Source organism: Serinicoccus profundi, assembly GCF_008001015.1.
Classification (GTDB): domain Bacteria; phylum Actinomycetota; class Actinomycetes; order Actinomycetales; family Dermatophilaceae; genus Ornithinicoccus; species Ornithinicoccus profundi.
The window spans coordinates 1,740,238-1,764,213 of sequence record NZ_CP042862.1; the positions used below are offsets into that span (position 1 = coordinate 1,740,238).

The following is a 23,976-nucleotide window of genomic DNA, read 5'->3' on the forward strand; positions in this document are numbered from 1 at the left end:
TCCGCTAGCGGGTGAGCATCCGGTCGAGCGCGACGCGCACGCGTTCGGCGTCCTCGCGGTACTTCACCGCGGCCCCCATCGTCGCGGCGGCGACCTCGGGGTCGAGTCGGCTCTGGCCGAGCGCGGTCAGCGCCCGCGCCCAGTCCAGGGTCTCGGCCACCCCGGGCGGCTTGACCATCGTCTCGTCGGCGCGCAGCTGCTGGACGAGGGTGACGACCTCGCGGGCCAGCTCCTCCTGCACCTCGGGCAGCCGCGCGTGCACGATCTCCAGCTCGCGGTCCAGACCCGGGTGCTCGATCCAGTGATAGAGGCAGCGCCGTTTGAGCGCGTCGTGCAGCTCCCGCGTGCGGTTGGAGGTGAGCACGACGAAGGGCGGCGTGCTCGCCGCGACCAGACCGAGCTCGGGGATGCTCACCGACCACGTCGACAGGACCTCCAGCAGGAAGGCCTCGAACTCGTCGTCCGCCCGGTCGATCTCGTCGATGAGCAGCACGCAGGGAGCCTCGCGCAGCGCCTGGAGCACCGGGCGGGCCTGGAGGAAACGCTCGTCGAAGAGCTCGGCCTCCAGCTCGGCGACCTGCCCCTCCCGGGCCTCGCCGGCGAGCGCCTCGACCGCGCGCAGGTGCAGGATCTGCCGGGGGAAGTCCCAGTCGTAGAGCGCCTGGCTGGCCTCGATCCCCTCGTAGCACTGCAGTCGGATGAGCGGCACCCCCATCAGCTGGGCCATCGCCTCGGCCAGCGCTGTCTTGCCGGTCCCCGGCTCCCCCTCGAGCAGGAGCGGCCGCTGCAGCGCGTGGGCCAGCCAGGTGACCGTCGCCAGCCCGTCGTCGGCGAGGTAGGCCGTCTGGGCCAGGGCGTCGCGCAGGGTGTCCGGGCTGGCCAGGGCGGGGTGCGGCATACCGGCAGCATCGCGGACGCGCCGGGCGTTGTCCACGGCGGGGTGCGGGGGCGTCGTAGTCTGCGGCGTGTGAGCGCCAGCCTCGAGGTCAGTGCCGACTCCCCCACCCCTGTCTTCGAGCAGATCGTGGAGCAGGTCGTCGCTGCCATCCGCGACGGGCACCTCGTGCCGGGCGAGAAGCTGCCGTCCGTGCGGCAGCTCGCCACCGACCTCGGGGTCGCGCCGAACACCGTGGCCAAGGCCTACCGCCAGCTCGAGGAGGAGGGGCACGTCGAGACGCGGGGCCGGGGCGGCACCCTCGTGCGCGGCGAGCTCGCCCCCTCGCTGCCGAGCCGCGGCGCCGCCGAGGACTTCGCGCGCGCATCCCGTGCCGACGGCCTCGACCTCGCCCAGGCCATCGGGCTGCTGCGCCGCAGCTGGTGAGGCTCCGGTGACCTCGGTTCAGCGGGTGTCGACGTCCACGCCGGTCGCGAGGTCGCCGCACTCGACGAGGGTGGGCCGCGCCCGCCGGAGGTAGGACCGGGCGCCGTGGTCGCCGCGGGAGTCGGCCAGCACCCCCTGCCAGTGGTCCTGGCCGAGCAGCACCGGGTGACCGGGCACGCCGTCGTAGGCCGCTCGCGCCAGGCTGGAGGGTCGTGCACCGTCCTGCAGCAGCCGGACCAGGACGTCGGGGCCGATGTCGGGCAGGTCGACGAGGTGGACGACGGCGGCCAGCGGGACGGTCCGTCCCCGGGCGACCAGCTGCATCAGGCCGGCCGCGAGGGAGTGCCCCATCCCCTGCTCCCAGGTGCCGCAGAAGGTCGTGGACACCGGCCCATCACCGGGGAAGGCGTCGGCGAGCCGCTGCTCGACCTGGTCCGCCTCCGCACCGGTGACCACCAGCACGTCGCCGCAGCCGCCGTCCAGCAGCACCTGGGTGGACCGCACGACCCACGGCACCTCATCGGTCCGTGCCAGTGCCTTGGGCCCGCCGAAGCGCCGCCCCGCCCCGGCGGCGAGCAGGAGACCGGTGATGCGTGCCGAGGGTGTCGCCATGGATGTCAGTGTGCCGGTCCATGATGGGGGCATGAGCATCGTGGTGGATCTCGCCGACCTGGGGCAGGCCCTGGCCCGGCACCCGACGGCCTACCTCCTGCTGTCCGCCGACGAGCGGCCGCACGTGGGCGAGGTCGAGGTCACGCTGCGCGACGGCGTGGTCGTGGTCTCGACACCAGGGCGCACCGCCCAGCGGGTGGCGCCGGAGCGCCCGGCCGTGACCCTGCTGCTGCCGCCGGGCGAGGCGGAGGGCTACAGCCTCATCGTCGACGGCCAAGCCGCCCTGGTCGACGGGGAGCTGCACGTGACGCCGACCCACGCGGTGCTGCACCGGCGCCCCCGCGCGGACTCGCCGCCGTCGGCCACCGGGTGCGGCAACGACTGTCAGCCGCTGTCGTGAGCGGTGCTGTCGCCGAGGAGGTGGGCCGGACGTTCCTTGACGAGGACTGGTATGCCGTCGAGCTCACCGGCCAGGCCTGGCGCGGCTGCGTCTTCCGCGAGGTCGACCTCACCGAGGCGCTGACCTCGGGCTGTCGCTTCGTGGACTGCACCTTCGATCGGTGCCGGCTCAACGCCTCGACCCACCGGCAGACCTCCTTCACCGCGTGCACCTTCACCGACACCTCGCTCTTCGACGCCACCCTGGAGGGGTGCCGGCTGGACGGCAGCAGCTTCTCCGGCTGCGACCTGCGCCCGCTCACCGTCTCGGGCGGGTCGTGGTGGGGCGTGTCCTTGCGCGGGGCCGACCTGCGCGACCAGGACCTCGCCGGGCTGCGGCTCACCGAGGCCGACCTCAGCGACGCCGACCTGCGCAAGACCTCGCTGCGCGGCGCCGACCTGTCCGGCGCGGTCCTGCGCTCGGCCCGCGCCGAGGGGGCCGACCTGCGCGAGGCCGGTCTCGTGGGGGCCGACCTCACCGACGCCGCCCTGCGTGGTGCGCGGCTCGACCTGGCCGGCGCCCTCGCGGTCGCCGAGTCGCTCGGTGCGCTCGTCGAGACCTGACGACACGGCATACCTCATCCACGACACCCCTGACGACAGGAGCGAGACCCATGGCCCTCATCCGGTGCGACTTCTTCTCCGACGCCCTCGAGCTGTCGACCTCGATGACGGTGATCCTGCCGCAACGGGTCGAGAGCCGGATCGGCATCGACGAGCCGCCCGCCACCGACGCGCCACCGCCGGTGCTCTACCTCCTGCACGGGTTGAGCGACGACGACACGATCTGGTCGCGGCGCACCTCGATCGAGCGGCATGCCGAGCGGCTCGGGCTCGCGGTCGTCATGCCGGCGGTGCACCGCAGCTTCTACACCGACATGCGCCACGGCGGGCGTTACTGGACCTTCGTCTCCGAGGAGCTTCCGAAGGTCGTCGCGCAGCTCTTCCGCGTCTCGACCGAGCGGGAGCGCACCTTCGTGGCCGGCCTGTCGATGGGCGGCTACGGCGCGCTGCAGCTGGCGCTGCGGCAGCCGGAGCGCTTCGCCGCCGCGGCGTCGCTGTCCGGCGCGCTCGACCTCGTGAGCTTCACCGAGCAGGGCCAGCGGGAGGAGACGATGCGCCTGGTGCTCGGTGACGAGCCGGTCCGGGGCAGCCGCAGCGACCTGTTCCACCTCCTCGCCGAGGCGGACGTCGACGCGCTCCCCCCGCTCTTCGTCGCCTCCGGCACCGAGGACGTCCTCGTGGGTCACTCCCACCGCTTCGCCGAGGCCGCCCGCTCCCGCGGCGCCGAGGTCACCGAGCGCTACGCGCCTGGAGGCCACACCTGGGACTACTGGGACGACGTCATCCAGGACGTCCTCGCCTGGCTGCCGCTGCCCTCCTGAGGCCCGGCCCAGCCTCACCAGGCCCGGCCTGAACCCTTGCGTCGGGTGTAAGGTCGTGCGTTTGTGACCCTGGCCCACCCACCGCTGCTCGCGCCTGCCCCGGCGCGGGCCTATGCGCGCCTCTTCGCGGCGGGATTCCGGCAGCAGAGCGCCTACCTCGCCGCCGCCGTCGGAGGACTCGTCGCCAATGTCACCTTCGGCTTCCTCAAGGCCTCGATCCTGCTCGCCACCCTGGCGGCAGCCGGTGGCACCCTGGCCGGCTACGACGCCGGCCAGATGCTCGCCTACGTCTGGCTGAGCCAGGCGATGCTCGGCCTCGTCAACGTCTACGGGCGCGACGTCCTCGCCGAGCGCATCAAGAGCGGCGACATCGCGATCGACTTCCTCCGGCCGCTGGACCTGCAGCTCGCCGGCCTGTCGACCTACCTCGGGAGCCGGTTGTTCACCCTGCTCCCCCGCGGCCTGCCCACCCTGACGGTCGGGCTGCTGACGACCGGCCTCGCCCTGCCCGCGGGGGCCACGCCCTACCTCCTCGGTGCCGTCAGCGTGCTGCTGGCGATGAGCCTGTCCTACCTCGCGGTCTACGCCCTGAGCATGAGCGCGCTGTGGCTCGTCGACATCCGGGGTCTCCAGGTGAGCTACATGATCGTCGCCAGCTTCTTCTGCGGCCTCTACATCCCGGTGGGCATCTTCCCGGGCTGGTTGGAGGCGGTCGCCCGTCTCACCCCCTTCCCCTCGATGCTCATGACCCCGATCGACGTCCTCTCCGGGTATGCGGCCGGCCCCGACGCCCTGCGCCTCGTCGGGATGCAGGTCGGCTGGGTCGTGGCGGTCGGCCTCCTCGGCCACGTGCTCACCCGGGCCGGGCGACGCCACCTGGAGGTGCAGGGTGGCTGAGGCGAGCACGCTCCGGGCCGACCTGCCGGCATACCGCGCCGTCCTGGCCTCCCGCATCCGGGCCCAGCGGTCCTACTCCACGTCCTTCCGGCTCGACCTCGCCGGTGCCGGGCTCATCACGCTCATCGAGTTCGCCGAGGTGTGGGTGATCTTCCACCAGGTCGACGCCATCGGGGGCCTGACCCTCGCCTCGGTCATGCTCGTCTTCGGCCTGGCCGAGATCTCCTTCAGCCTCGCCGACCTCCTCGTGGGGCACTGCGACCGGATGCCGACCTACGTCCGGGCGGGCACCCTCGACGTCTTCTACCTGCGCCCCCAGCCGGTGCTCCTGCAGCTCATGACCAGCGACCTCGACCTGCGACGGCTGGCCCGGGTGCTCGGTGGCGTCGCCATCCTCGTCGTCGGGCTGCTGGTGAGCGGCGTGTCCTGGACGCCGGAGAAGGTGCTGCTCCTGGCGATCACCATCCCTGCCGCCACGGCGATCTACGCGGGGATGTTCATCGCGGCGGCGGGGCTGCAGTTCTTCCTCATCAACGGCGCGGAGACGACCAACGCCTTCGTCTACGGCGGACGGTATGCCGCGAGCCAGCCCGCCGCGGTCTGGCCCCGGTCGCTGGTGCTCGTCTTCGGTCTGGTCTTCCCCGTCGTCTTCACCGGCTACCTCCCCGCCCTGGCGCTGCTGGACCTGCCCGTGCCCTTCGGGGCGCCGTCGTGGGTGGCGTGGCTGACACCGGTCGCCGCGGTGTGGACGTGGGGGCTCGCGCTCGGCTGCTGGCGGATGGGCACCCGGCACTACCAAGGAGCAGGCGGATGAACGAGCAGCCCGTCGTGGCCGTCGAGGGCCTGACCCGTGACTTCGTCGTGCGCTCGCGCGGGCACCGGCTGCGCGGTCGCCGCGTCCGCGCCGTCGACGACCTCGACTTCACCATCCGCCCCGGTGAGGCGGTGGGCTACATCGGCGCCAACGGCGCCGGCAAGTCCACGACGATCAAGATGCTCGCCGGGATCCTCGTGCCGAGCCAGGGTGAGGTCCGCACGTGCGGGCTGCGGCCGGTCCAGGACCGCCGGGCGCTGGCCCGGCGCATCGGTGTCGTCTTCGGCCAGCGCTCCCAGCTGTGGTGGGACCTGCCGGTCGCCGAGTCGTTCCGGATCCTCGCGGCCGTCCACCACCTGGACCGGCCGACCGAGCGGGCGCGCACCGCCGAGCTCGTCGAGCGGCTCGAGATGGGGTCCTACCTCGACACGCCGGTGCGCCAGCTCTCCCTCGGTCAACGGATGCGGGCCGAGGTCGCCGCCGCCCTGCTCCACTCCCCCGCGCTCGTCATCCTCGACGAGCCCACCATTGGGTTGGACGTGCTCTCCAAGCAGCGGCTGCGGGAGTTCCTCATCGAGCAGCGCCGGGAGCACGGGACGACCCTCATGCTCACCACGCACGACATGGGCGACGTCGAGCGGCTCTGCGGGCGGGTGCTCGTCATCGACGACGGACGGCTCGCCTACGACGGGTCGCTGGCCGGGCTCTCCCGCACCGTCGGCGCCCGACGGGTGCTCGTCGTCGACCTGGAGCGACCGACCGAGCCGCTCACCGGCATACCCGCGACGCAACACCTCGGTAGCGAGGCGCAAGGCCTGCAGCAGCGCCTGGCCTTCGACCCCGAGCAGACCACGGCGGCGGCGGTGCTCGCCGCCGTGTCGCGGCGGAGTGAGGTGCGCGACCTGGCGATCGAGGAGCCCGACGTCGAGGACGTCGTCCGCCGGATCTACGCCGCGCGCCGCTGAGCCCCGCGCCCGGGCGATAGGCTCTCGCCGTCCTCGCCAGAGTCGCGCGCCCCAGGAGGCCGGGTGGTCCCGCACCGTGATGCTCCCCCAGCACCGAGCCGCGGCGAGGGCGCGCTCTTCTGGGGTCTTGTCTCACTCTTCTTCTGCGTCGTCCCGGTCGTCGGCGACCTCGTCGCCGTCCCTGCCGGTATCGCGGCCGTGGTGCTGGGGCTGCGGGGCTTCCTGCGCCAGGATCTCGTCGGCAGCTCGTGGCGGTTCGTGCTCGGTGCGGCCTGCGGGTTGCTGTCCCTCTTCGTGACCTTCCTCATGCTCGCCGCGCTCGCCACCCCTGGGTGAGACCACCCCTCTGATGGACCCGTGCTGTTCACGCCATCGGGCTGGAGCGCATCGGCGGTGTCAAGGTCCACGACGTCGACGCCGCCGTCGCCGCTGCCGGGGACCTGGGCGCCGAGGTATCGGGCACCACCACGACCTTCGAGGTCACCACGCGAGACTGAGTCATGACACCCTTCGTATGCTGGGGGGCGTGAGAACGGCCCCCCGAACCGGTGTGAGGAGCTGGCCACCGGCCACGCGCCCGGCTCCGTGGGGCGTGTGGCGGCGGGTGATGGTCCTTGCCGCCCTGGTCATCGGCCTGGTGCTGATGCATGGGCTCGGGCTGGGCCACGGCACGTCGGGGCTGACCCACGTCGCGTCCGCACCGGCGGCCGCGCACGCGACGCACCAGCCGGCACCGTCACCGCACGAGTCCCCGGCCCACCCTCGGTCGCCGTCCGGAGATCACCGGGATGACTCCGGGCACCACGACTGGGCCCAGATGTGCGTGGCCGTCCTCACCGTGGTCGCCCTCGCAGCCCTCGCCGTCCAGCGCTTCCGGGGCGACCGCAGGCGACGGGCCCGGCGTCCCCAGCACCGCGGCATACCCGCCCTCGCCCGGACCTCCCGACCCCGTGACCAGCCCGATCTCCACCAGCTGTGCGTGATGCGGACGTAGGAGACGCGATGGTCGGGGAACACGCCCCGACCGACGCACGTCTCCCTACCCCCACACACGAAAGACGAGATCTGATGACGCGTTTCACCCCTGCCTTCGGCATGCCCGGACTGGCCCTGGCCGCACTCCTGTCGGTGACGGCCTGCGGTGGCGAGGCCGACCACAACGACGCGGACGTGGAGTTCGCGACCGGGATGATCCCGCACCATGAGCAGGCGGTCACGATGGCGGACCTGGCCCTGGAGCAGGGCGGGCCCGAGGTCGAGACCCTGGCCGAGGAGATCCAGGCGGCTCAGGGCCCGGAGATCGAGACCATGACCGGGTGGCTCGAGTCCTGGGGCGAAGAGGTGCCCGAGGACATGGACCACATGGAGATGGACGGCATGGACCACTCGGGCATGGACGGCATGATGACCCCCGAGCAGATGGAGGATCTGGAGTCCGCCGAGGGTGGCGAGTTCGACACCCTGTGGTTGGAGATGATGATCGAGCACCACGAGGGCGCGATCGCCATGTCGGAGGATCAGGTGGCCGACGGGCAGAACGCCGACGCCATCGGGCTCGCCGAGGACATCGCCGAGGCCCAGCAGGCCGAGATCACGCAGATGCAGGAGATGCTCCGGACGGACGGCTGACAGCCGGCCCACGCCGCGCTGACGAGATGACGAAACCCCCGGGCCGAGGGCCCGGGGGTTTCGTCCTGTCCTGCGTCGAGGACGCTGTGTCCGGAGGGGGACTTGAACCCCCACGCCCGTTAAGGGCACTAGCACCTCAAGCTAGCGCGTCTGCCATTCCGCCACCCGGACAGGTGATGTTGCGAGCACTTGTGGGAAGTGCGCAACGACCGACAACATTAGCACGCTCAGGAGGGTGGATCACGCCACTCCGGGGGGTCGGCCGGATGCAGCGCTGGATCGTCGTGCGCGAAGGTGCGGACCGGCCCCGCAGCGGTCCTGGGCCCCTCGAACCTCACCGTCACCACGCCGCGACCGCTCCCCCACACCCAGCCCGCGCCGTGCTCGTCGTGCAGCACGTCCTGACCGGTGCGCCAGCCCGGCAGGAGGCGCCCGGCGACGGCCCGGGGCTCCTCACCGACCTCGGTCGCATCGATGCTCCCCGGCTCGTCGCCGCTCCCTGCGCCCTGCAGGTCGTCGTCGATCTCCGGGAGCCCCACGGCGTCCGGCAGCTCGATCTGGCCCAGGAGGGGGTATGCCGTGTCCAGGGTCAGCTCCTCCTGCGCGTGGGCGGTCAACCCCGCGACGCCCAGCCCGAGCAGGCGCAGCCCGGACGTGACGTCGACCGAGCGGAGCAGCCGACGGCCCTCGCGCAGGATGACGCCGGGGTCGCCGGTGGCGAAGGGCAGCGTGCCCGACCTCGTCTGGGTCGTGAAGTCGTGCTGGCGCGCCTTGACGGTGATGGTGCGGGCGAAGACCCCGGCCTTCTCGAGCCGTCGCGCCAAGCCCTGCGACATCCGCCCCAGCTCGGTCTCCAGCTCGCCCCGGTCGACGACATCGCTCTCGAAGGTCTCCTCGACCGAGATCGACTTGGCCTCCCGCTCCACGACGACCGGCCGGTCGTCCTCGGCGCGCGCCAACCGGTGCAGGGCGGCGCCCTGGGCGGTGCCGAAGATCGAGACGAGGTCGGCCTCGGACATGCGGGCGAGGTCGGCGACGGTATCGACGCCGAAGCTGTGCAGCCGGGCGCCCGTGGCCGGGCCGATGCCGGGGATCGCCCGCACCGACAGCGCGTGGAGGACCGCCAGCTCGTGCCCGGGGCGCACCACGGTGACGCCGGCGGGCTTGTTCATCTCGCTGGCCAGCTTGGCCATCATCTTGCTCGGGGCGAGACCGATCGACGCGGTGAGCCCACCGGTCGCCTCGGTGATCTCGGTCAGCAGCCCGCCGCACCACCTCTCGAGATCACCGTCGTCCCACCCGAGGGGGCCCGCCGGCGGCGTGAGGTCGACATACGCCTCGTCCACCGAGACCTGCTCCACGAGGGGCGAGCGCTCGCGCAGGAGCCCCATGACGACCTCCGAGGACGCGCGGTAGGCGGCATACCGCCCGGACAGGAAGGCCGTCCCGGCCGGGCACCGGCGCCGGGCCTCGATGGTCGGCATCGCCGAGCGGGCACCGAAGCGGCGCGCCTCGTAGGACGCGGTGGCGACGACGCCACGGCCCCCGAGGCCACCGACGATGACCGGCCGCCCCCGCAGCGAGGGCTTGTCGCGCTGCTCCACCGCGGCGAAGAACGCGTCGAGGTCGAGGTGCATGATGCACCGACGCTCCTCGCTCGCCATGGCGCCCACTGTGCCACGCGGCACCGACAGCCGACGCCACCGCGTGCGTGGCCGACCGTGCTCGGGTTAGGTTCGAGCCATGAGTCTCGCGCGCACCCCCGCACCCCACCCGATCGACATCCTCCCGGCGGCACCGGCCGAGCTGACCGTGACCAGCGAGGACTTCACCGACGGTGCTCCGCTGCCGGAGTCGGCCGGCTACGGCCAGGGCAACACCTCGCCGCAGCTGTCGTGGTCGGGGGCCCCGGAGGGCACGAAGTCCTTCCTCCTCGTCTGCCACGACCCGGACGCCCCGGTCGTCGGTGGCTTCTCGCACTGGGCGATCGTCGGCCTGCCCGCCGACGTCACCTCGCTGGCCGCCGGTGCCGGGGAGTACGGCGAGCAGCACGGAGACGGCGCCATCACGCTGGCCAACGACTTCGGCACCCGTGACTGGGGCGGCTGCGCCCCGCCGGACGGCGACGTGCCGCACCGCTACGTCTTCACCCTCTGGGCGCTGGACACCGACAACACCGGGATCGATGCGTCCAGCTCCATCGCCAAGGCGCAGTTCACCACCCTGGGCAACGTGCTGGCCCGCGGCTCGATCACCGGCACCTACCAGCTGTGACCCTCGACTGGTCCCCGGCACTGGACCGCTCCGACCTGCTCGCCGAGCCCGTCCGTCGTGCCCTGGAGTTGATGGCCGGGAGCGGTGTCGACGTCACCCGCATCGAGGTGGCCGAGATCGACCCCGACCAGGCCGACACCGCGGTGCTCGTGGAGTCGATGTCGTGGGACCTGCGCGACATGGCCAACTGCATCGTCATCTCCGGCTCCCGCGCCGGTGAGGAGCGCGTGTGCGCGGCGCTGGTGCTCGGGCATACCCGCGCCGACGTCAACACGGTGATCCGCAAGCGGCTGGACGTGCGCAAGTGCTCCTTCATGTCGATGGAGGACGCTGTCGCGCGCACCGGCATGGAGTATGGCGGCATCACGCCGCTCGGGCTGCCGCAGGACTGGCCCGTGCTCGTCGACTCCCGCGTGCTGGAGCGCGAGGAGATCGTCATCGGGTCGGGGCTGCGCCGCAGCAAGCTCCGGCTGCCGGGGGTCATGGCGGCCGACCTGCCTTCCGTCGAGGTCGTCGAGGCCCTGGCACGCGAGACCACTGGCTGAGCGGACGGGAGCGTCCCGTAGGAGTCGGCAGATACCCCGACCTTCACGGGACGCTCCCCCAACCGCCCCCGGCCCGCGACTTCCCCGCGCGCCTCGCCGCACGGCGAGGCGCTATGCGCCACCCTGGCCCCGTGAGCCTCATCGACGACACGACACCGACCTCTCAGGCCGAGGACCGCAGCGCCTACCGCGCGGTGACGATCTTCCCGCTACTCGTGCTGCTCGCCGGGGGCCTCGGGTATGCCTTCGCCGGGCCGATCTCGGGCGGTGCGGGCCTCATCACCCCGCTGCTCGGGGTCATCATGTTCGGGATGGGGCTCACCCTCACCCTGCCCGACTTCGCGCTGGTCGCCAAGCGACCTGGGCCCGTCCTGCTGGGGGTGGCCGCGCAGTATGCCGTCATGCCCCTCGTCGGGCTGCTCGTCGTCACCGTGCTGCGCCTGCCCGCCGAGATCGCCGCCGGGGTCATCCTCGTCGGCTGCGTGCCTGGCGGCACGGCGAGCAACGTCGTGGCCTACCTCGCCCGCGCCGACACCGCCCTGTCGGTGACGATGACCTCCGTCTCGACCCTGCTGTCCCCGCTGCTCACGCCGCTGCTCACGCTGTGGCTGGTCGGTGAGCGGCTGCCGGTCGACGGTTGGGGCATGGCCCGCACGATCGTCGTCATCGTGCTCGTACCGGTCATCCTCGGGCTCCTGGTCCGGCTGCTGCTGCCCGGGCTCGTCCGCCGGGTGCTTCCCGTCATGCCGTGGTTCTCGGTGCTCGTCATCTGCGTCGTCGTCGCGCTCGTGGTCTCCCTCTCGGCCGACCAGCTCCTCGAGGCGGGTCTGCTCGTCACCGCAGCGGTGATCCTGCACAACCTGCTGGGCCTGTCCCTCGGGTATGCCATCGGTCGGGTCACCGGCGTCGGCGAGCGGTCGGCCCGCACGATGGCGATCGAGGTGGGGATGCAGAACTCCGGCCTGGCCTCTGGGCTCGCCGCCGCCTTCTTCACACCTGTCGCGGCCCTGCCCGGCGCAGTCTTCTCCGTCTGGCACAACCTCTCCGGTGCCGTGCTCGCCGGCTTCTTCCGCCGCCGCGACGCGCGGACGGCTCAAGCCCGTTCGTAACGGTCCACGGTGGTGACGTAGGTCACCTCGACGTCGGTGTCCTGGGCGGCGCCGGGGAAGTGCACCGAGATCGCCTGTGCCACGGCGTCGTCGATCTGCGCGCTCCTGCGGCGTGCCCTCGAGGTAGTAGGACCGGGTCCGCACCTGCAGGCGCAGGTCTACGAGCGGCACGATGTCGGTCCACCGCACGACCTCCCGGTGGCGCGGCCCGAAGGGTCCGCCAGGCTCCAGCGCGGCGACCCCACCGGCAGGCTCGGGGCGCCACGCACGCAGACTCGCGTGCATGGCCCGCTCGAGGTCGGTCATCCACGCTGTCTCGGTGTCGAACATGTTCCACACCATCCCCAACGTGCCCCCTGCACGCAGCAGACGCGCGGCCTCCCGTCCCGCGGCCTCCGCGTCGGTCCAGTGCCAGGCCTGGGCATACGTCACCGCGTCGGCACAAGCCGCAGCGAGGCCGGTGTCCTCCCCGGTCCCGGCGACCACCCGCAGACCCGGCACGGATCGCGTGAGGCTCGCGCGCATGTCCGCGGACGGCTCGACGGCGACGACGCGATGACCGCGCGCCAGCAACGCCCTGGTGAGCTTGCCCGTGCCCGCCCCGACGTCCACGACGTCGCTGCCCGACCCCGGCGCGAGCACCGACACGGCCTCCGGCGGGTAGCCGGGACGCAGCCGGTCGTAGTCCGCACCGCCCTCGGCGAAGGCCTCTGACGGTGGGACGGTCGGCGTCTGGCACGAGACCGACGCTACCGTCCCGCATCGCTCCCGGCGCTCAGCGCGCTCGCACGGCCCAGAACGCCACGGCGGAGGCGGCGGCGACGTTGAGGCTGTCCACTCCCCCGCCCATCGGGATGCGGACGACCAGGTCGGCGGCGTCGACGGTCTGCCGCGAGAGCCCGTCTCCTTCGGTGCCCAGGACGAGCGCCAGGCGCTCCGGTGCACGACGCTCCAGCTCCTCCAGGCTCACCGCGTCATCGCTCAGCGCGAGGGCGGCGACGGTGAAGCCGAGGCCACGCAACATCTCCACCCCGTGGGGCCAGGGGTCGATCCGCGTCCACGGCACCTGGAAGACCGTGCCCATCGACACGCGCACGCTGCGGCGGTAGAGCGGGTCCGCGCACCGCGGCGTGACGAGCACGGCGTCCACCCCCAGAGCCGCTGCGGACCGGAAGGCGGCCCCGACGTTGGTGTGGTCGACGATGTCCTCGAGCACCGCCACCCGACGCGCGCCGGCCACGACCGACTCGACGGAGGGCATCGTCGGGCGGTGCATGGCGGCGATGGCGCCCCGGTGCAGGTGGAAGCCGGTCATCTCCTCGATGACGCCCGCGCTGCCGACATACACCGGTATGCCGTCCGCCAGCGCCGGCGCGACGAGGCCGGTGAGCTCGCTCGCCCAGCGCGGGGTGAGCAGCAGCGAGCGCATCCGGTGGCCCGCGGCGAGGGCCCGGCGGATGACCTTGTCGGACTCGGCGAGGTAGAGCCCCTCAGCGGGCTCCAGCACCCGGCGCAGCGCCACATCGGTGAGCTGGAAGTAGTCGCGCACCCGCTCATCGCGCGGGTCCTCGATCCACTGCACCCCGTCGGGCAGCCCCTCAGGGGCCCCGGTCGTCCCGGCACTCACGTGAGGAGCAGGTTGACGATGGCGATGGTGCCGATGACGACGATGACGCCGCGCAGCACCACCGGCGGCAGCCGGCGCCCCACCCTGGCGCCGACGACCCCGCCGACGAGCGAGCCGATGCTGATGAGCAGCACGACCATCCAGTCGACGAGCTCCGGCGCGACGACGAGGAAGACGATGGCGGCGACGAGGTTGGCGATGGTGGCGAGGACATTCTTGATGCCGTTGATCTGCTGCAGGCCCAACGGCAGCAGGATGCTCATGATGCCGAGCAGCAGCACCCCCTGCGCGGCCCCGAAGTAGCCGCCGTAGACCCCGGCCAGCAGGATCCCGACGATGAGCGCGACCCAGCGACCGGGCGTGATGCGGTCGGCGTGCTGGCTGGCCGCCCACCGCTGCAGCCGGGGCCCGAAGATCACGAGCAGCAGCGCGACGAGGATGAGCACCGGCACGATGGTCTCGAAGGCCGCCGGCGGGAGCACGAGCAGCAGCAGCGCCCCGATGACGGACCCGACCAGGCTGGCCGGGCCCAGTCGCCGCAGCATCGGCCCGAGGGACCTCAGCTCGTGCCGGTAGCCCCAGGTACCGGTGAGACCCCCCGGCACGAGGCCCAGGGAGTTGGACACGTTGGCCGAGACGGGGGCATACCCGAAGAGCAGCAGTGTGGGGAAGGTGACGAGCGTCCCGGACCCCACGATGGTGTTGATCGTGCCGGCGGCCAGGCCGGCCAGGATGATGGCGACGACCTCGAGGGCGCTCACGCGGGCGTGGCCGGGGCGCGCGGGTCGGCGGCGCGGGCGGCCCAGCGCTCGCCGTGGCGATCGACGACCAGGGGTATGCCGAAGGTCTCCGAGAGGTTCTCCGCCGTCAGCGTGAGCTCGAGGGGTCCGGCGGCGACGACGCGCCCCTCGCGCAGCATGAGGATGTCGGTGAAGCCGGGCGGGATCTCCTCGACGTGGTGCGTGACGAGCACCAGCGCCGGTGCGTCGAGGTCCTGGGCGAGCACGCTGAGGCGCCCCACGAGGTCCTCGCGGCCCCTCAGGTCCAGCCCGGCGGCCGGTTCGTCGAGCAGCATGAGCTCGGGGTCGGTCATGAGGGCGCGGGCGATCTGCACGCGCTTGCGCTCACCCTCCGACAGCGTGCCGAAGCGTCGCGTGGCGAGGTGCGCGACCCCCAGCGCCTCCAGCAGGTCGGCGGCGCGCTCGTCGTCGGTCGCGTCATACTCCTCGCGCCACCGGCCGACGACGCCGTAGGCCGCCGTCACGACGACGTCACTGACGCGCTCCTCGTCGGGGATCCGGTCGGCGACCGCGGCGCTGGACACCCCGATGCGCGGGCGCAGCTCGAAGACGTCGACGGCACCCAGCACCTCACCCAGGACGCCGGCGACACCCGTCGTGGGGTGCATGCGCCCGGACGCCAGCTGCAGGAGGGTGGTCTTGCCCGCGCCGTTGGGGCCGATGACGACCCAGCGCTCACCCTCCTCGACCGACCAGTCGACGCCGCTGAGCAGGTCGGTCGTGCCGCGCCGCACACCGACACCGGCGAATTCGAGGACATCGCTCATGGCGGGCCACTCTAGTCGGGACGTCGGTGTCTACCATCGCCCCCATGCCTGATCACGAGCTCCCGGCGAGCGTGCGCGTGGCGCTGTGGGCGACGGCGGCCTTCGCGGGCCGCGCGGACGTCGCCACGGTCGCCGCCCGCGCGCTGCCGGACGTCGACCACGTGGAGGGGCTCATCGAGCCGTTGGCGATGTGGCAGAGCCTGGGTGAGCGCGCCGTCCTCGTCGCCCTCCCCCGGCCCGGGGACCTCACCGGTATGCCGCAGGGCTCGGCCGAGCTGCGCGCGGAGGCGAGCGAGGCCGCCGAGTGCGTCTTCATCCCGGGCCTGGGGGGCGCGCTGGTGCCCAGCCTGGAGGAGTTCGGGCCCGAGGGCGACCGCGGCTGGTCGGCACGGTGGACGCTGCACCAGGCCGATCCCTTCCCCACCCACCGCGTGGAGGCGCTGGACCTGGGGCAGGTGGAGCTGGGCCTGCGCACCGAGCTCGCGACGCACACCGAGGCCCTGGTCGCGGCCGGTGGCGCCCCTTTCGGCGCGGCTGCCGACGGGCGGTTGGCCGGGCTCCGCTCGGCCTCGCAGGCCCAGCCGTGGGGGCTGCCAACGGGGCTGCCGGGGCGGGCTGAGCGGCTCATCGCCCTGGCCGCGACGGTGCTGACCCTGGCCGACGCCGGCCTCGACCCGGCCCTGGAGTCCGTGGACCTGGCGACCACCAGCGCCCGCAGCCAGACGCTGCGCTGGCTGCAGGCCGTGGCCTCCACGGCCCTCGCGGACGCCACCAACACCGCGGTCTTGCACCTCGCGGGCTGGCGCTGAGGTCGAGCGCCTCAGTCCACGACGGACAGCAGGGCCTCGCAGGCCTCCGCGCACTCGCGGCAGGCCTGCGCGCACGCCTGGCAGTGGTCCATGTCGTGCCCGCCGCACTCGTCGGCGCACTCGCGGCACACCGCGATGCAGGCGCGCACGATCTCCTCCCAGCTGTCCCCGTTGGGGCCCGGGCGGGAGAGGATGTCGGCGGTGGTGCGGCAGATCGCGGCGCACTGGTTGCACAGGTCGATGCAGCGCACCATCTCGCCCGGGTGGTCACCCCGCAGGCAGGCGTCCGCGCAGGACGCGCACGTGCTGGCGCAGGCGGACGCCGCGTCGATGGCGGCCCGCAGCTGGGCGAGGTCGAAGGTGTCGCGGTCGGGGTGCATTCTGAGGATGTCGGTCATCCTGGCACCGTAGGACCCCGCGCGCGGCCCCGCGACCCGAAGCCGTGGGACGGCTCAGCGCGGCTCCGGCAGGTCGGGTGCCCGGCCCTCGAGCACCGCGCGGTAGACCTCGACCGTCCGCTGCGCCACGGTCGTCCAGCTGAACTGCTCGACCGCACGCACCCGGCCCGCCTCACCGCGACGCCGGGCCTCCTGCGGGTCCGAGCACGCCTCGACCAGCGCGCGGCCCAGGTCGGCGACGAAGGCGTCCTCGTCGACCGGGGTGCCGGTGCCGTCCTGGACCTGCTCGATCGGCACGAGCCAGCCCGTCTCGCCGTCCACGACGACCTCGGGTATGCCTCCGGTCGCCGTCGCGACGACCGCGGCACCGCAGGCCATCGCCTCGAGGTTGACGATGCCCAGGGGCTCGTAGACCGACGGGCACATGAAGACGGTGGCGTGGGAGAGGACGGCGATGACCTTGGCGCGCGGCAGCATCTCATCGATCCACACCACGGGTGCCGCCTGCTCACCGCGGTCCTCGCGCAGCTGGTCGACGAGACCGATGACCTCGGCCTTGATCTCCTCGGTGTCGGGCGCGCCCGCCAGGAGCACGACCTGCACGTCGTCGTCGAGCGCGCGCAGCGCTTTGAGGAGGAAGGGCAGCCCCTTCTGCCGGGTGATGCGGCCCAGGAAGACCACCGTGCGCGCCTGCGGGTCCAGCCCCTGGGACCGGACGAACTCCGCAGCCTCCGCCGAGGTGTCCCGCTGCCACAGGTCGGCGTCGATGCCGTTGTGCACGATGTGGACCCGATCCGGGTCGACGGTCGGGTAGGCCGCGAGGATGTCCCGGCGCATCCCGGCGGAGACCGCGATGATCCCGGCCGCGCCCTCGTAGGAGACCTTCTCCGCCATGGAGGAGACGGCATACCCTCCCCCGAGCTGCTCGGCCTTCCACGGGCGCAACGGCTCCAGGCTGTGGGCGCTGACCACGTGCGGGATCTGCGCCAGCGCGCCCCCGAGGTGCCCGCCGAGGTTGGCGTACCACGTATGGCTGTGCACCAGGTCGGCGCCGCCGTCGGCGACGTCGCGCGCCATGAGCAGATCGACCCCGAGGGTGCGCAGAGCACCGTTGGCGTCGGCGAGATCCTCGGGGACGGCATACCCGGTCGTGCCCGGCTCGTCCTCCGGCTCGTCGAAGGCGCGGACCTGCACCTCCATCTCCTCGATCGCTCGCAGCGCCCGGGTGAGCTCGGCGACGTGGACGCCCGCTCCCCCGTAGATGTTGGGTGGGTACTCGCGGGTCAGGATGTCGATGCGCACCCTCTTAACGTAGCCCCTGGCCCCTCCCCTCGCCATGGGTTGACGTTGCGTCTAGGTTGGTCCCATGGCAGCGCAACGAGGCACTCGGCTGAAGGTTCTGGCGATCGTCCTGGCTGGTGGGGAGGGGAAGCGACTCATGCCGCTGACGGCCGACCGCGCCAAGCCGGCCGTCCCCTTCGGCGGGATCTACCGGCTCATCGACTTCGCCCTGTCCAACATCGTCAACTCCGGCTATCTCAAGATCGTCGTCCTCACGCAGTACAAGTCCCACAGCCTGGACGCCCACATCACCAAGACCTGGCGTATGTCGACCCTGCTCGGCAACTACGTCGCTCCGGTCCCGGCCCAGCAGCGTCTGGGCAAGAGCTGGTTCTCGGGGTCGGCGGACGCGATCTACCAGAGCCTCAACCTCGTGCACGACGAGCGTCCCGACATCGTCGTCGTCGTGGGGGCCGACCACGTCTACCGCATGGACTTCGCCCAGATGGTGGAGCAGCACGTCGAGACCGGCGCCGCCTGCACCGTCGCCGCGATCCGTCAGCCGATCAGCCTCGCCGACCAGTTCGGGGTCATCGACGTCCAGCCGCAGGACCCCCGGCGCATCCGCGAGTTCCTCGAGAAGCCGAGCGACCCCCAGGGCCTGCCCGACTCCCCCGAGGAGGTGCTGGCCTCCATGGGCAACTACGTCTTCACCGCCGACGCGCTCGAGGCGGCCGTCCGGATGGACGCGCAGAACGAGGGGTCCAAGCACGACATGGGTGGCGACATCGTCCCCGCCTTCGTCGACAAGGACGACGCCTGGGTCTACGACTTCAAGGACAACGAGATCGCCGGGGCGACCGACCGGGACCGCGGCTACTGGCGCGACGTCGGCACCCTCGACTCCTACTACGACGCCCAGATGGACCTCATCTCGGTCCACCCGGTGTTCAACCTCTACAACGGCGCCTGGCCGATCTACACCAACTACGGACCGCAACCCCCGGCGAAGTTCGTGCACGGATCGGGTGACCGTGTCGGGCACGCCGTCAACTCCGCGGTCTCACCGGGATGCGTCATCTCCGGCGCAACCGTGACCGACTCGGTGCTCTCCCCGAGGGTGATGGTGCACAGCTTCAGCCACGTCACCGGCTCGGTCCTCATGGACGGCGTGGACATCGGGCGGTCCTGCCAGGTGCACCGGGCGATCATCGACAAGGGCGTCCAGGTGCCCTCGGGGGTCCACATCGGCGTCGACCACGACCACGACCGCGCCCGCGGCTTCACCGTCACCGACTCTGGCATCGTCGTCGTCGGCAAGGGCACGGTCATCACCGAGTGAGGATGCCGCCGCTGCCGGCCAGCACGTCGGCGGCGGGTGACCGGCTCAGAAGCCGGTGGCGTGGAAGCCGCCGTCCACGTGGACGATCTCGCCCGTGGTCGCCGGGAACCAGTCGGAGAGCAGCGCCACGCAGGCCTGCGCCGCGGGCACCGGGTCCTTGACGTCCCAGCCCAGCGGCGAGTGCTCGCTCCACCGGGCGAACTGCTCGAACTCCGGGATCGACTTGGCCGCCGTCGTCGAGATGGGGCCCGCCGACACGAGGTTGGACCGGATGCCCTTGGGCCCGAGATCGCGGGCGAGGTAGCGGCTGGTGGCCTCGAAGGCCGCCTTGGAGACACCCATCCAGTCGTAGACCGGCCACGCGTACTGCGCGTCGAAGGTGAGCCCGACGACGGCTCCCCCCTCCCTCATCCGCGGCAGCGCGGCCACGGCCAGGGACTTGAGCGAGAAGGCGCTCACCTGCATCGCCGTCGCGACGTCCTCCCACTGCGCCCCGAGGAAGTTGAAGGCGCCCTGGGGGGCGAAGCCGATCGAGTGCAGCACCCCGTCGAGGTGGTCGACGTGCTCGCCCACGCGCTCCGCGAGGGAGTCGAGGTGCTCGGTGTTCTGCACGTCCAGCTCGAGGACGGGCGCCGGCTTCGGCAGCCGCCGCGCGATCGTCTGGGTGATCCTCATCGTCCGCCCGAAGGAGGTCAGCACCACCTCGGCACCCTGCTCCTGGGCCAGCCGGGCCACGTGGAAGGCGATGGAACTGTCCATGAGGACACCCGTGATCAGAAGTTTCTTTCCCTCGAGGAGCATGGGGGAACTCTAATGCGTTCCCCCGCCGGGGTGAGGCCGCTGCGCGGTCGTGTCGCTCAGTGGCCCATCCCGAGGCCACCGTCGACGGGGATCACCGCGCCGCTGATGTAGCCCGCGTCGGGGCCGGCGAGGAAGCGCACGACCCCGGCGACCTCCTCGGGCCGGGCGAAGCGACCCGAGGGGATGCCCGCGAGGTAGGCGGTGCGGCGGTCCTGCGGCAGCTGCTCGGTCATCTCGGTCTCGATGAAGCCGGGAGCGACGACGTTGGCGGTGATGCCACGACCGCCGAGCTCGCGGGTGATCGACCGGGCCAGCCCGACGAGCGCCGCCTTGGACGCGGCGTAGTTGGTCTGCCCTGGCGAGCCGTAGAGCCCCACCACCGAGGAGATGAGGATGATCCGCCCGGCCCGGGCGCGGATCATGCCCTTGGAGGCCCGCCGCGCGCAGCGGAAGGCGCCGGTGAGGTTCGTGTCGAGGACGGCGTCGAACTCCTCGTCGGTCATCCGCATGAGCAGGGTGTCCTTGGTGATCCCGGCGTTGGCGACGAGCACCTCCACCGGGCGGCCGAGGATCTGCTCCGCCTCGGTGAAGGCGGCGTCCACGCTGGCCGAGTCGGTCACGTCGCAGCGCACGCCGCGCAGCCCCTCGGGCGGCTCGCCGCTGCGATGGGTGATGACGACGTCGTCGCCGGCGTCGGCGAAGGCGCGGGCGATGGCCAGGCCGATGCCGCGGTTGCCGCCGGTCACGAGCACGGCGGCCGAGGGTGCAGGAGCGGAAGGGGTGCTGGGATTCGTCACGGGGCCACCGTAGCCGTATCGTGGAAACGTGCCCACCTCCTCCGCCCCCCGTGCCGGAGCGCGTCGCCCCGCGCAGGCGGTGACGAGCGCGCGCCGCTCGGTCGAGGAGGACCGTCGCCGTCGGATGTGGCAGTACCTCACGGCCATGGGGATCCGCACCGCCTCGTTCCCGATCGCGGTCTGGGCGTTCACCACGCAGCGGTATGCCATCGCCTGGGTCGCCGTCGCCCTCGCCGTCGTGATCCCCGCCTTCGCGGTCATGGTCGCCAACGCCGTGGACCAGCGCCGGGGCCCCGCCACCACTCCCCAGGCGCCCACGCGGGGCCTGGGGACCGGCCCCGCGACGTCCACGCCCACCGACGGCTCGCGCAGCGGCGCGGTCATCTCCGGCACCGTGGTGAGCGACCGGCATACCCCGAACGGCCCCGACGCGTCGTGACCCCCGCTCCTGCCGAGCTGATCTGCAGCGCCAAGGCGTGCCGTCGGCAGGCGGAGAGTGCCGTCATCTGGCGCAACCCGACCCTGCACACCGCAGACCGGCGCAAGGTCTGGCTGGCCTGCGCAGACCACCGCGACCACCTGCGCGACTTCGTCCAGCTGCGGGGGTTCCTCCTCGAGGTCATCGCTGTCGAGGAGCTCACCGAGGCGGACGGCTGAGGTGTGGCAGGTCCTGCGCCGGCCGCGATGGCTCGGCTATCTCGCGCTCGCCGTCGTCTTCGCGGTGACCACGGCCGGCCTCGGTCTGTGGCAGTGGAACCGGCACGAGGACAGGGTGGAGCGACGGGCGGTCGTCGAGGCCAACTACGGCGGGGCGCCGGTGCCGATCGACGGGGTGCTGGGGACGGACACCCCGCCGCAGGAGGGCGAGCGGTGGAGCCGCGTCGAGGTGACCGGCCGCTATCTCCCCGAGGAGCAGCACCTCGTCCGCAACCGCCCGTACGCAGGGGTCTATGGCTACGAGGTCGTGGTGCCGCTGGAGCTGGCGGACGGCACCGCCGTCGCGGTCGACCGGGGCTGGGTGCGCAACGCCCCGACGGCCGAGCAGCTGCCCGAGGTGCCCGACGCGCCGACGGGTGAGGTCACGGTGACCGGGTGGGTGCAGCCCTCGGAGCCCTCCCTGGGCCGGGAGCCGGTGGAGGGCCAGCTCGCCTCGATCAGCATCGAGGACCTGACCCGCGCCACCTCGCTCGACCTACGCGCGGGCTATCTCGTGCTCCAGTCGGAGGCGCCCGCGCCGCCGACGCGGCCCACCCCGCTGGCTGCGCCCGACACGGGCCTCGGCTCGCACCTCGCCTACGCGTTGCAGTGGTGGCTCACCGTGCCCGTCGGTCTGGTCCTGGTGCTCGTCATGGCGCGTCGCGAGGCGCAGGACGAGGGACTGGCGTCCACCCCGGACGCGCCCACCGGGAGACCCGGTCGGCCGCCCGGTCCACGCAAGCCTCGCAAGGTGCGCATCTGGGACGAGGAGGACGGCTGATCCTCGTGCGCCTGAGGCGCGTCGGCCCTCAGTCGCGGAACTGCGTGCGGTAGAGCGCGGCGTAGAGGCCACCCTCGGCGAGCAGCTCCTGATGGGTTCCTCGCTGGACGATCTCGCCGCGCTCGAGCACGAGGATCTGGTCGGCGTCGCGCACCGTCGACAGCCGGTGGGCGATGACGAGGGAGGTCCTGCCGGAGAGCGCCTCGTCGAGAGCGCGCTGCACGGCCGCCTCGGACTCGCTGTCGAGGTGGGCGGTGGCCTCGTCGAGCACGACGACCGCCGGTGACTTCAGCAGCAGTCGGGCGATGGCCAGACGCTGCTTCTCCCCGCCGGAGAGCCGGTGTCCCCGGTCGCCGACGACGGTGTCCAGCCCGCCGGGCAGGCGACGCACGAGGTCGGCGATCCTGGCCCCTTCCAGCGCCCGCCAGATCTGGGCGTCGTCCGCCTCGGGCCGGGCATAGAGCAGGTTGGCGCGCACGGTGTCGTTGAACATGTGCGCCTCCTGGGTCACGACGCCCACGGTCTCGCGCAGCGAGTCGAGCGAGGCTTCCCGCAGGTCCACCCCCCCGATGCGGACCGTGCCGGCCGACGGGTCGTAGAGCCGGCTCACCAGCGTCGTCAAGGTCGACTTGCCCGCACCCGACGGGCCGACCAGAGCCACCATCGACCCTGCGGGCACCTCGGCGCTGACGTCGGCCAGCACCCGGTGGCCGTCCGTGACCTCGGCCTCCGGTCGCTGCTCCAGGCTCGCGATCGACACCTCGTCGGCGTCGGGGTAGGAGAAGCTCACTCCGGACAGCTCCACCGACACCGGCCCGGAGGGCAGGTCGCGGGGCTCGTCGGCCTCCCGGACCAGGGGTCGCAGGTCCAGGACCTCGAAGATCCGCTCGAAGCTCACCAGGGCCGTCATGATGTCCACCCGCACGTTGGAGAGCGCGGTCAACGGTGCATACATCCGGGTCAGCAGGGTCGACATCGCGACCAGGGTGCCGGTGGTGAGCGTGCCGGCCACCACCATCACGCCACCCATGCCGTAGACGAGCGCGGTCGCGAGGGCCGCGACGAGGCCGAGCGCCGCCGTGAAGAAGACCCGGTTGACCGCGATGGAGATTCCGGAGTCGCGCACCCCGGCCGCACGCTCGGCATACTCCGCGTCCTCGGTCGCCGGGCGTCCGAAGAGGCGCACCAGCAGGGCCCCGCCGACGTTGAACCGCTCGGTCATCCGCGCCTGCATGTCGGCGTTGAGACCCATCTGGCGGCGCGTCAGGGTGGAGAGCCGGGCCCCCATGAAGCGGGCGGGCACGATGAACAACGGCACCAGGAGCAGCGCCAGCAGGGTGATCTGCCAGCTCATCGAGAAGAGTGCGACGAGGATGAGCACGAGCTGCACGAGGCTGCTGACGAAGCCGGACAGGATCGAGGTGAAGGCGGTCTGCGCCCCGATGACGTCGCTGTTGAGGCGGGAGACCAGCGCACCGGTCTGGGCGCGGGTGAAGAAGGCGATGGGCTGGCGCAGGACGTGGCTGAAGACCTCGCGGCGCAGGTTGTAGATCAGTCCTTCACCGATGCGGGAGCCGAACCACCGGCTCAGGACGGTGACGACCGCCTCGAGCACCGCCAGCGCGGCCACGACGAGCGACAGCCGGATGACGAGGTCACGGTCCCCGACGTCGACGCCGTCGTCGATGATGCGTCCGAGCAGCAGCGGCATCGCGGTGACGAGGGCCCCGGCGAGCACCGTCAGGACGAGGTAGACCGCGATCTTGGCGACGAAGGGGAGGCCGTAGGAGGCGACCCGCAGGGCCGTCTCCCGGCCGATCTTGTGGTCGGCGACATCGCGGTCCTTGGCGAAGCTGCGGAACGTCCCGCCACGCATACCGACCGTCAC

Annotated in this window: 29 protein-coding genes, 1 tRNA gene and 1 pseudogene; 18 read left to right on the forward strand and 13 right to left on the reverse strand. The window is 72.3% G+C overall.

Annotated elements, in window-relative coordinates:
- Positions 1 to 4: 4 nt before the first annotated feature.
- Positions 5 to 898, reverse strand: a complete 894-nt coding sequence (locus tag FA582_RS08030) for an AAA family ATPase (protein ID WP_010148479.1) — start codon at positions 896 to 898, stop codon at positions 5 to 7.
- A gap of 69 nt (positions 899 to 967) precedes the next feature.
- Between FA582_RS08030 and FA582_RS08035 the strand changes: the two genes are divergently transcribed.
- Positions 968 to 1,321, forward strand: coding sequence for a GntR family transcriptional regulator (locus tag FA582_RS08035; protein WP_010148480.1), 354 nt, complete (start codon positions 968 to 970; stop codon positions 1,319 to 1,321).
- Between the two features lie 18 nt (positions 1,322 to 1,339).
- Here FA582_RS08035 and FA582_RS08040 read toward each other — a convergent pair whose 3' ends face one another.
- A complete protein-coding gene (locus tag FA582_RS08040; protein ID WP_010148481.1) occupies positions 1,340 to 1,933 on the reverse strand; it encodes a nucleotidyltransferase family protein in 594 nt (197 codons plus the stop codon).
- A 31-nt stretch (positions 1,934 to 1,964) separates the two neighbouring features.
- On the opposite strand from FA582_RS08040, the gene FA582_RS08045 reads away from it, so the two are divergent.
- The 9 genes from FA582_RS08045 (at position 1,965) to FA582_RS08085 (ending at position 8,061) form a co-directional block, all read left to right on the forward strand.
- A complete protein-coding gene (locus FA582_RS08045; protein ID WP_010148482.1) occupies positions 1,965 to 2,333 on the forward strand; it encodes a hypothetical protein in 369 nt (122 codons plus the stop codon).
- The gene (locus FA582_RS08050) at positions 2,330 to 2,935 is read left to right on the forward strand and encodes a pentapeptide repeat-containing protein (RefSeq protein ID WP_010148483.1); all 606 of its coding nucleotides are present in this window, start codon (positions 2,330 to 2,332) and stop codon (positions 2,933 to 2,935) included. The genes FA582_RS08045 and FA582_RS08050 overlap by 4 nt, the downstream gene beginning before the upstream one ends.
- Positions 2,936 to 2,985: 50 nt before the next feature.
- Complete coding sequence (locus tag FA582_RS08055) at positions 2,986 to 3,756, forward strand: alpha/beta hydrolase (protein ID WP_010148484.1); 771 nt, start codon at positions 2,986 to 2,988, stop codon at positions 3,754 to 3,756.
- 63 nt (positions 3,757 to 3,819) lie between these two features.
- Complete coding sequence (locus FA582_RS17135) at positions 3,820 to 4,653, forward strand: ABC transporter permease (RefSeq protein WP_010148485.1); 834 nt, start codon at positions 3,820 to 3,822, stop codon at positions 4,651 to 4,653.
- Entirely contained in the window at positions 4,646 to 5,467 is an 822-nt protein-coding gene (locus tag FA582_RS08065; RefSeq protein WP_010148487.1) for an ABC transporter permease, read from the forward strand. The genes FA582_RS17135 and FA582_RS08065 overlap by 8 nt, the downstream gene beginning before the upstream one ends.
- Positions 5,464 to 6,432 (forward strand): ABC transporter ATP-binding protein, encoded by a 969-nt coding sequence (locus FA582_RS08070; protein ID WP_010148488.1) that lies wholly within the window; start codon positions 5,464 to 5,466, stop codon positions 6,430 to 6,432. The genes FA582_RS08065 and FA582_RS08070 overlap by 4 nt, the downstream gene beginning before the upstream one ends.
- 63 nt (positions 6,433 to 6,495) lie before the next feature.
- The gene (locus tag FA582_RS08075; RefSeq protein ID WP_010148489.1) at positions 6,496 to 6,768 is read left to right on the forward strand and encodes a hypothetical protein; all 273 of its coding nucleotides are present in this window, start codon (positions 6,496 to 6,498) and stop codon (positions 6,766 to 6,768) included.
- Between the two features lie 307 nt (positions 6,769 to 7,075).
- Positions 7,076 to 7,426, forward strand: coding sequence for a DUF6153 family protein (locus FA582_RS17700; protein WP_420181549.1), 351 nt, complete (start codon positions 7,076 to 7,078; stop codon positions 7,424 to 7,426).
- Positions 7,427 to 7,500: 74 nt separating this feature from the next.
- Positions 7,501 to 8,061: a DUF305 domain-containing protein gene (locus FA582_RS08085; RefSeq protein WP_010148491.1), complete on the forward strand. Its 561-nt coding sequence runs from the start codon at positions 7,501 to 7,503 to the stop codon at positions 8,059 to 8,061.
- An 87-nt stretch (positions 8,062 to 8,148) separates the two neighbouring features.
- On the opposite strand, the gene FA582_RS08090 is transcribed toward FA582_RS08085, so the two are convergent.
- Together FA582_RS08090 and FA582_RS08095 are read right to left on the reverse strand one after the other, a co-directional pair.
- Positions 8,149 to 8,232, reverse strand: a tRNA-Leu gene (locus FA582_RS08090).
- A 56-nt stretch (positions 8,233 to 8,288) separates the two neighbouring features.
- Entirely contained in the window at positions 8,289 to 9,725 is a 1,437-nt protein-coding gene (locus FA582_RS08095; RefSeq protein WP_010148492.1) for a DNA polymerase IV, read from the reverse strand.
- A gap of 79 nt (positions 9,726 to 9,804) precedes the next feature.
- Between FA582_RS08095 and FA582_RS08100 the strand changes: the two genes are divergently transcribed.
- The 3 genes from FA582_RS08100 (at position 9,805) to FA582_RS08110 (ending at position 11,989) form a co-directional block, all read left to right on the forward strand.
- Positions 9,805 to 10,335, forward strand: a complete 531-nt coding sequence (locus FA582_RS08100) for a YbhB/YbcL family Raf kinase inhibitor-like protein (RefSeq protein ID WP_010148493.1) — start codon at positions 9,805 to 9,807, stop codon at positions 10,333 to 10,335.
- Positions 10,332 to 10,880 carry a YbaK/EbsC family protein gene (locus FA582_RS08105; protein WP_010148494.1) on the forward strand — a complete coding sequence of 183 codons (549 nt, stop codon included), beginning with the start codon at positions 10,332 to 10,334 and terminating at the stop codon, positions 10,878 to 10,880. Before FA582_RS08100 ends, FA582_RS08105 begins: the two co-directional genes overlap by 4 nt.
- 113 nt (positions 10,881 to 10,993) lie before the next feature.
- Positions 10,994 to 11,989: a bile acid:sodium symporter family protein gene (locus tag FA582_RS08110; protein WP_051125205.1), complete on the forward strand. Its 996-nt coding sequence runs from the start codon at positions 10,994 to 10,996 to the stop codon at positions 11,987 to 11,989.
- A 357-nt stretch (positions 11,990 to 12,346) separates the two neighbouring features.
- Here FA582_RS08110 and FA582_RS17705 read toward each other — a convergent pair.
- The 4 genes and pseudogenes from FA582_RS17705 to FA582_RS08130 all read right to left on the reverse strand — a co-directional run.
- A pseudogene (locus FA582_RS17705) lies at positions 12,347 to 12,637 on the reverse strand (class I SAM-dependent methyltransferase); the annotation flags it as partial.
- 127 nt (positions 12,638 to 12,764) lie between these two features.
- Positions 12,765 to 13,616 carry a TrmH family RNA methyltransferase gene (locus FA582_RS08120; RefSeq protein ID WP_237707537.1) on the reverse strand — a complete coding sequence of 284 codons (852 nt, stop codon included), beginning with the start codon at positions 13,614 to 13,616 and terminating at the stop codon, positions 12,765 to 12,767.
- The gene (locus tag FA582_RS08125; protein ID WP_010148499.1) at positions 13,613 to 14,377 is read right to left on the reverse strand and encodes a sulfite exporter TauE/SafE family protein; all 765 of its coding nucleotides are present in this window, start codon (positions 14,375 to 14,377) and stop codon (positions 13,613 to 13,615) included. Before FA582_RS08125 ends, FA582_RS08120 begins: the two co-directional genes overlap by 4 nt.
- A complete protein-coding gene (locus FA582_RS08130) occupies positions 14,374 to 15,183 on the reverse strand; it encodes an ABC transporter ATP-binding protein (protein WP_010148500.1) in 810 nt (269 codons plus the stop codon). The genes FA582_RS08125 and FA582_RS08130 overlap by 4 nt, the downstream gene beginning before the upstream one ends.
- A gap of 44 nt (positions 15,184 to 15,227) precedes the next feature.
- On the opposite strand from FA582_RS08130, the gene FA582_RS08135 reads away from it, so the two are divergent.
- On the forward strand, positions 15,228 to 15,992 hold the full coding sequence (locus tag FA582_RS08135; RefSeq protein WP_010148501.1) for a hypothetical protein: 765 nt from the start codon (positions 15,228 to 15,230) through the stop codon (positions 15,990 to 15,992).
- Positions 15,993 to 16,003: 11 nt separating this feature from the next.
- Here the strand turns inward: FA582_RS08135 and FA582_RS08140 are convergent, their stop codons facing one another.
- Both FA582_RS08140 and glgA read right to left on the reverse strand, forming a co-directional pair.
- A complete protein-coding gene (locus FA582_RS08140) occupies positions 16,004 to 16,390 on the reverse strand; it encodes a four-helix bundle copper-binding protein (RefSeq protein ID WP_141567686.1) in 387 nt (128 codons plus the stop codon).
- Positions 16,391 to 16,444: 54 nt separating this feature from the next.
- Entirely contained in the window at positions 16,445 to 17,692 is a 1,248-nt protein-coding gene (gene glgA / locus FA582_RS08145) for a glycogen synthase (protein WP_010148503.1), read from the reverse strand.
- A gap of 64 nt (positions 17,693 to 17,756) precedes the next feature.
- Between glgA and glgC the strand changes: the two genes are divergently transcribed.
- Positions 17,757 to 19,013, forward strand: coding sequence for a glucose-1-phosphate adenylyltransferase (gene glgC, locus FA582_RS08150; protein WP_029541466.1), 1,257 nt, complete (start codon positions 17,757 to 17,759; stop codon positions 19,011 to 19,013).
- Between the two features lie 45 nt (positions 19,014 to 19,058).
- Here the strand turns inward: glgC and fabI are convergent, their stop codons facing one another.
- The gene (gene fabI / locus FA582_RS08155; RefSeq protein WP_010148506.1) at positions 19,059 to 19,814 is read right to left on the reverse strand and encodes an enoyl-ACP reductase FabI; all 756 of its coding nucleotides are present in this window, start codon (positions 19,812 to 19,814) and stop codon (positions 19,059 to 19,061) included.
- A gap of 56 nt (positions 19,815 to 19,870) precedes the next feature.
- Positions 19,871 to 20,611: a beta-ketoacyl-ACP reductase gene (gene fabG, locus FA582_RS08160; RefSeq protein ID WP_169316067.1), complete on the reverse strand. Its 741-nt coding sequence runs from the start codon at positions 20,609 to 20,611 to the stop codon at positions 19,871 to 19,873.
- Positions 20,612 to 20,639: 28 nt separating this feature from the next.
- Between fabG and FA582_RS08165 the strand changes: the two genes are divergently transcribed.
- Genes FA582_RS08165 through FA582_RS08175 form a run of 3 tightly spaced genes read left to right on the forward strand, consistent with a single transcriptional unit; the run spans position 20,640 to position 22,088 of the window.
- Positions 20,640 to 21,050 carry a DUF3099 domain-containing protein gene (locus FA582_RS08165; protein ID WP_141567687.1) on the forward strand — a complete coding sequence of 137 codons (411 nt, stop codon included), beginning with the start codon at positions 20,640 to 20,642 and terminating at the stop codon, positions 21,048 to 21,050.
- Positions 21,047 to 21,268: a hypothetical protein gene (locus FA582_RS08170; RefSeq protein WP_010148509.1), complete on the forward strand. Its 222-nt coding sequence runs from the start codon at positions 21,047 to 21,049 to the stop codon at positions 21,266 to 21,268. Before FA582_RS08165 ends, FA582_RS08170 begins: the two co-directional genes overlap by 4 nt.
- Before the next feature lies 1 nt (position 21,269).
- A complete protein-coding gene (locus FA582_RS08175) occupies positions 21,270 to 22,088 on the forward strand; it encodes an SURF1 family cytochrome oxidase biogenesis protein (RefSeq protein ID WP_010148510.1) in 819 nt (272 codons plus the stop codon).
- Between the two features lie 28 nt (positions 22,089 to 22,116).
- Here the strand turns inward: FA582_RS08175 and FA582_RS08180 are convergent, their stop codons facing one another.
- On the reverse strand, positions 22,117 to 23,964 hold the full coding sequence (locus tag FA582_RS08180; protein WP_033229225.1) for an ABC transporter ATP-binding protein: 1,848 nt from the start codon (positions 23,962 to 23,964) through the stop codon (positions 22,117 to 22,119).
- Positions 23,965 to 23,976: the final 12 nt, after the last annotated feature.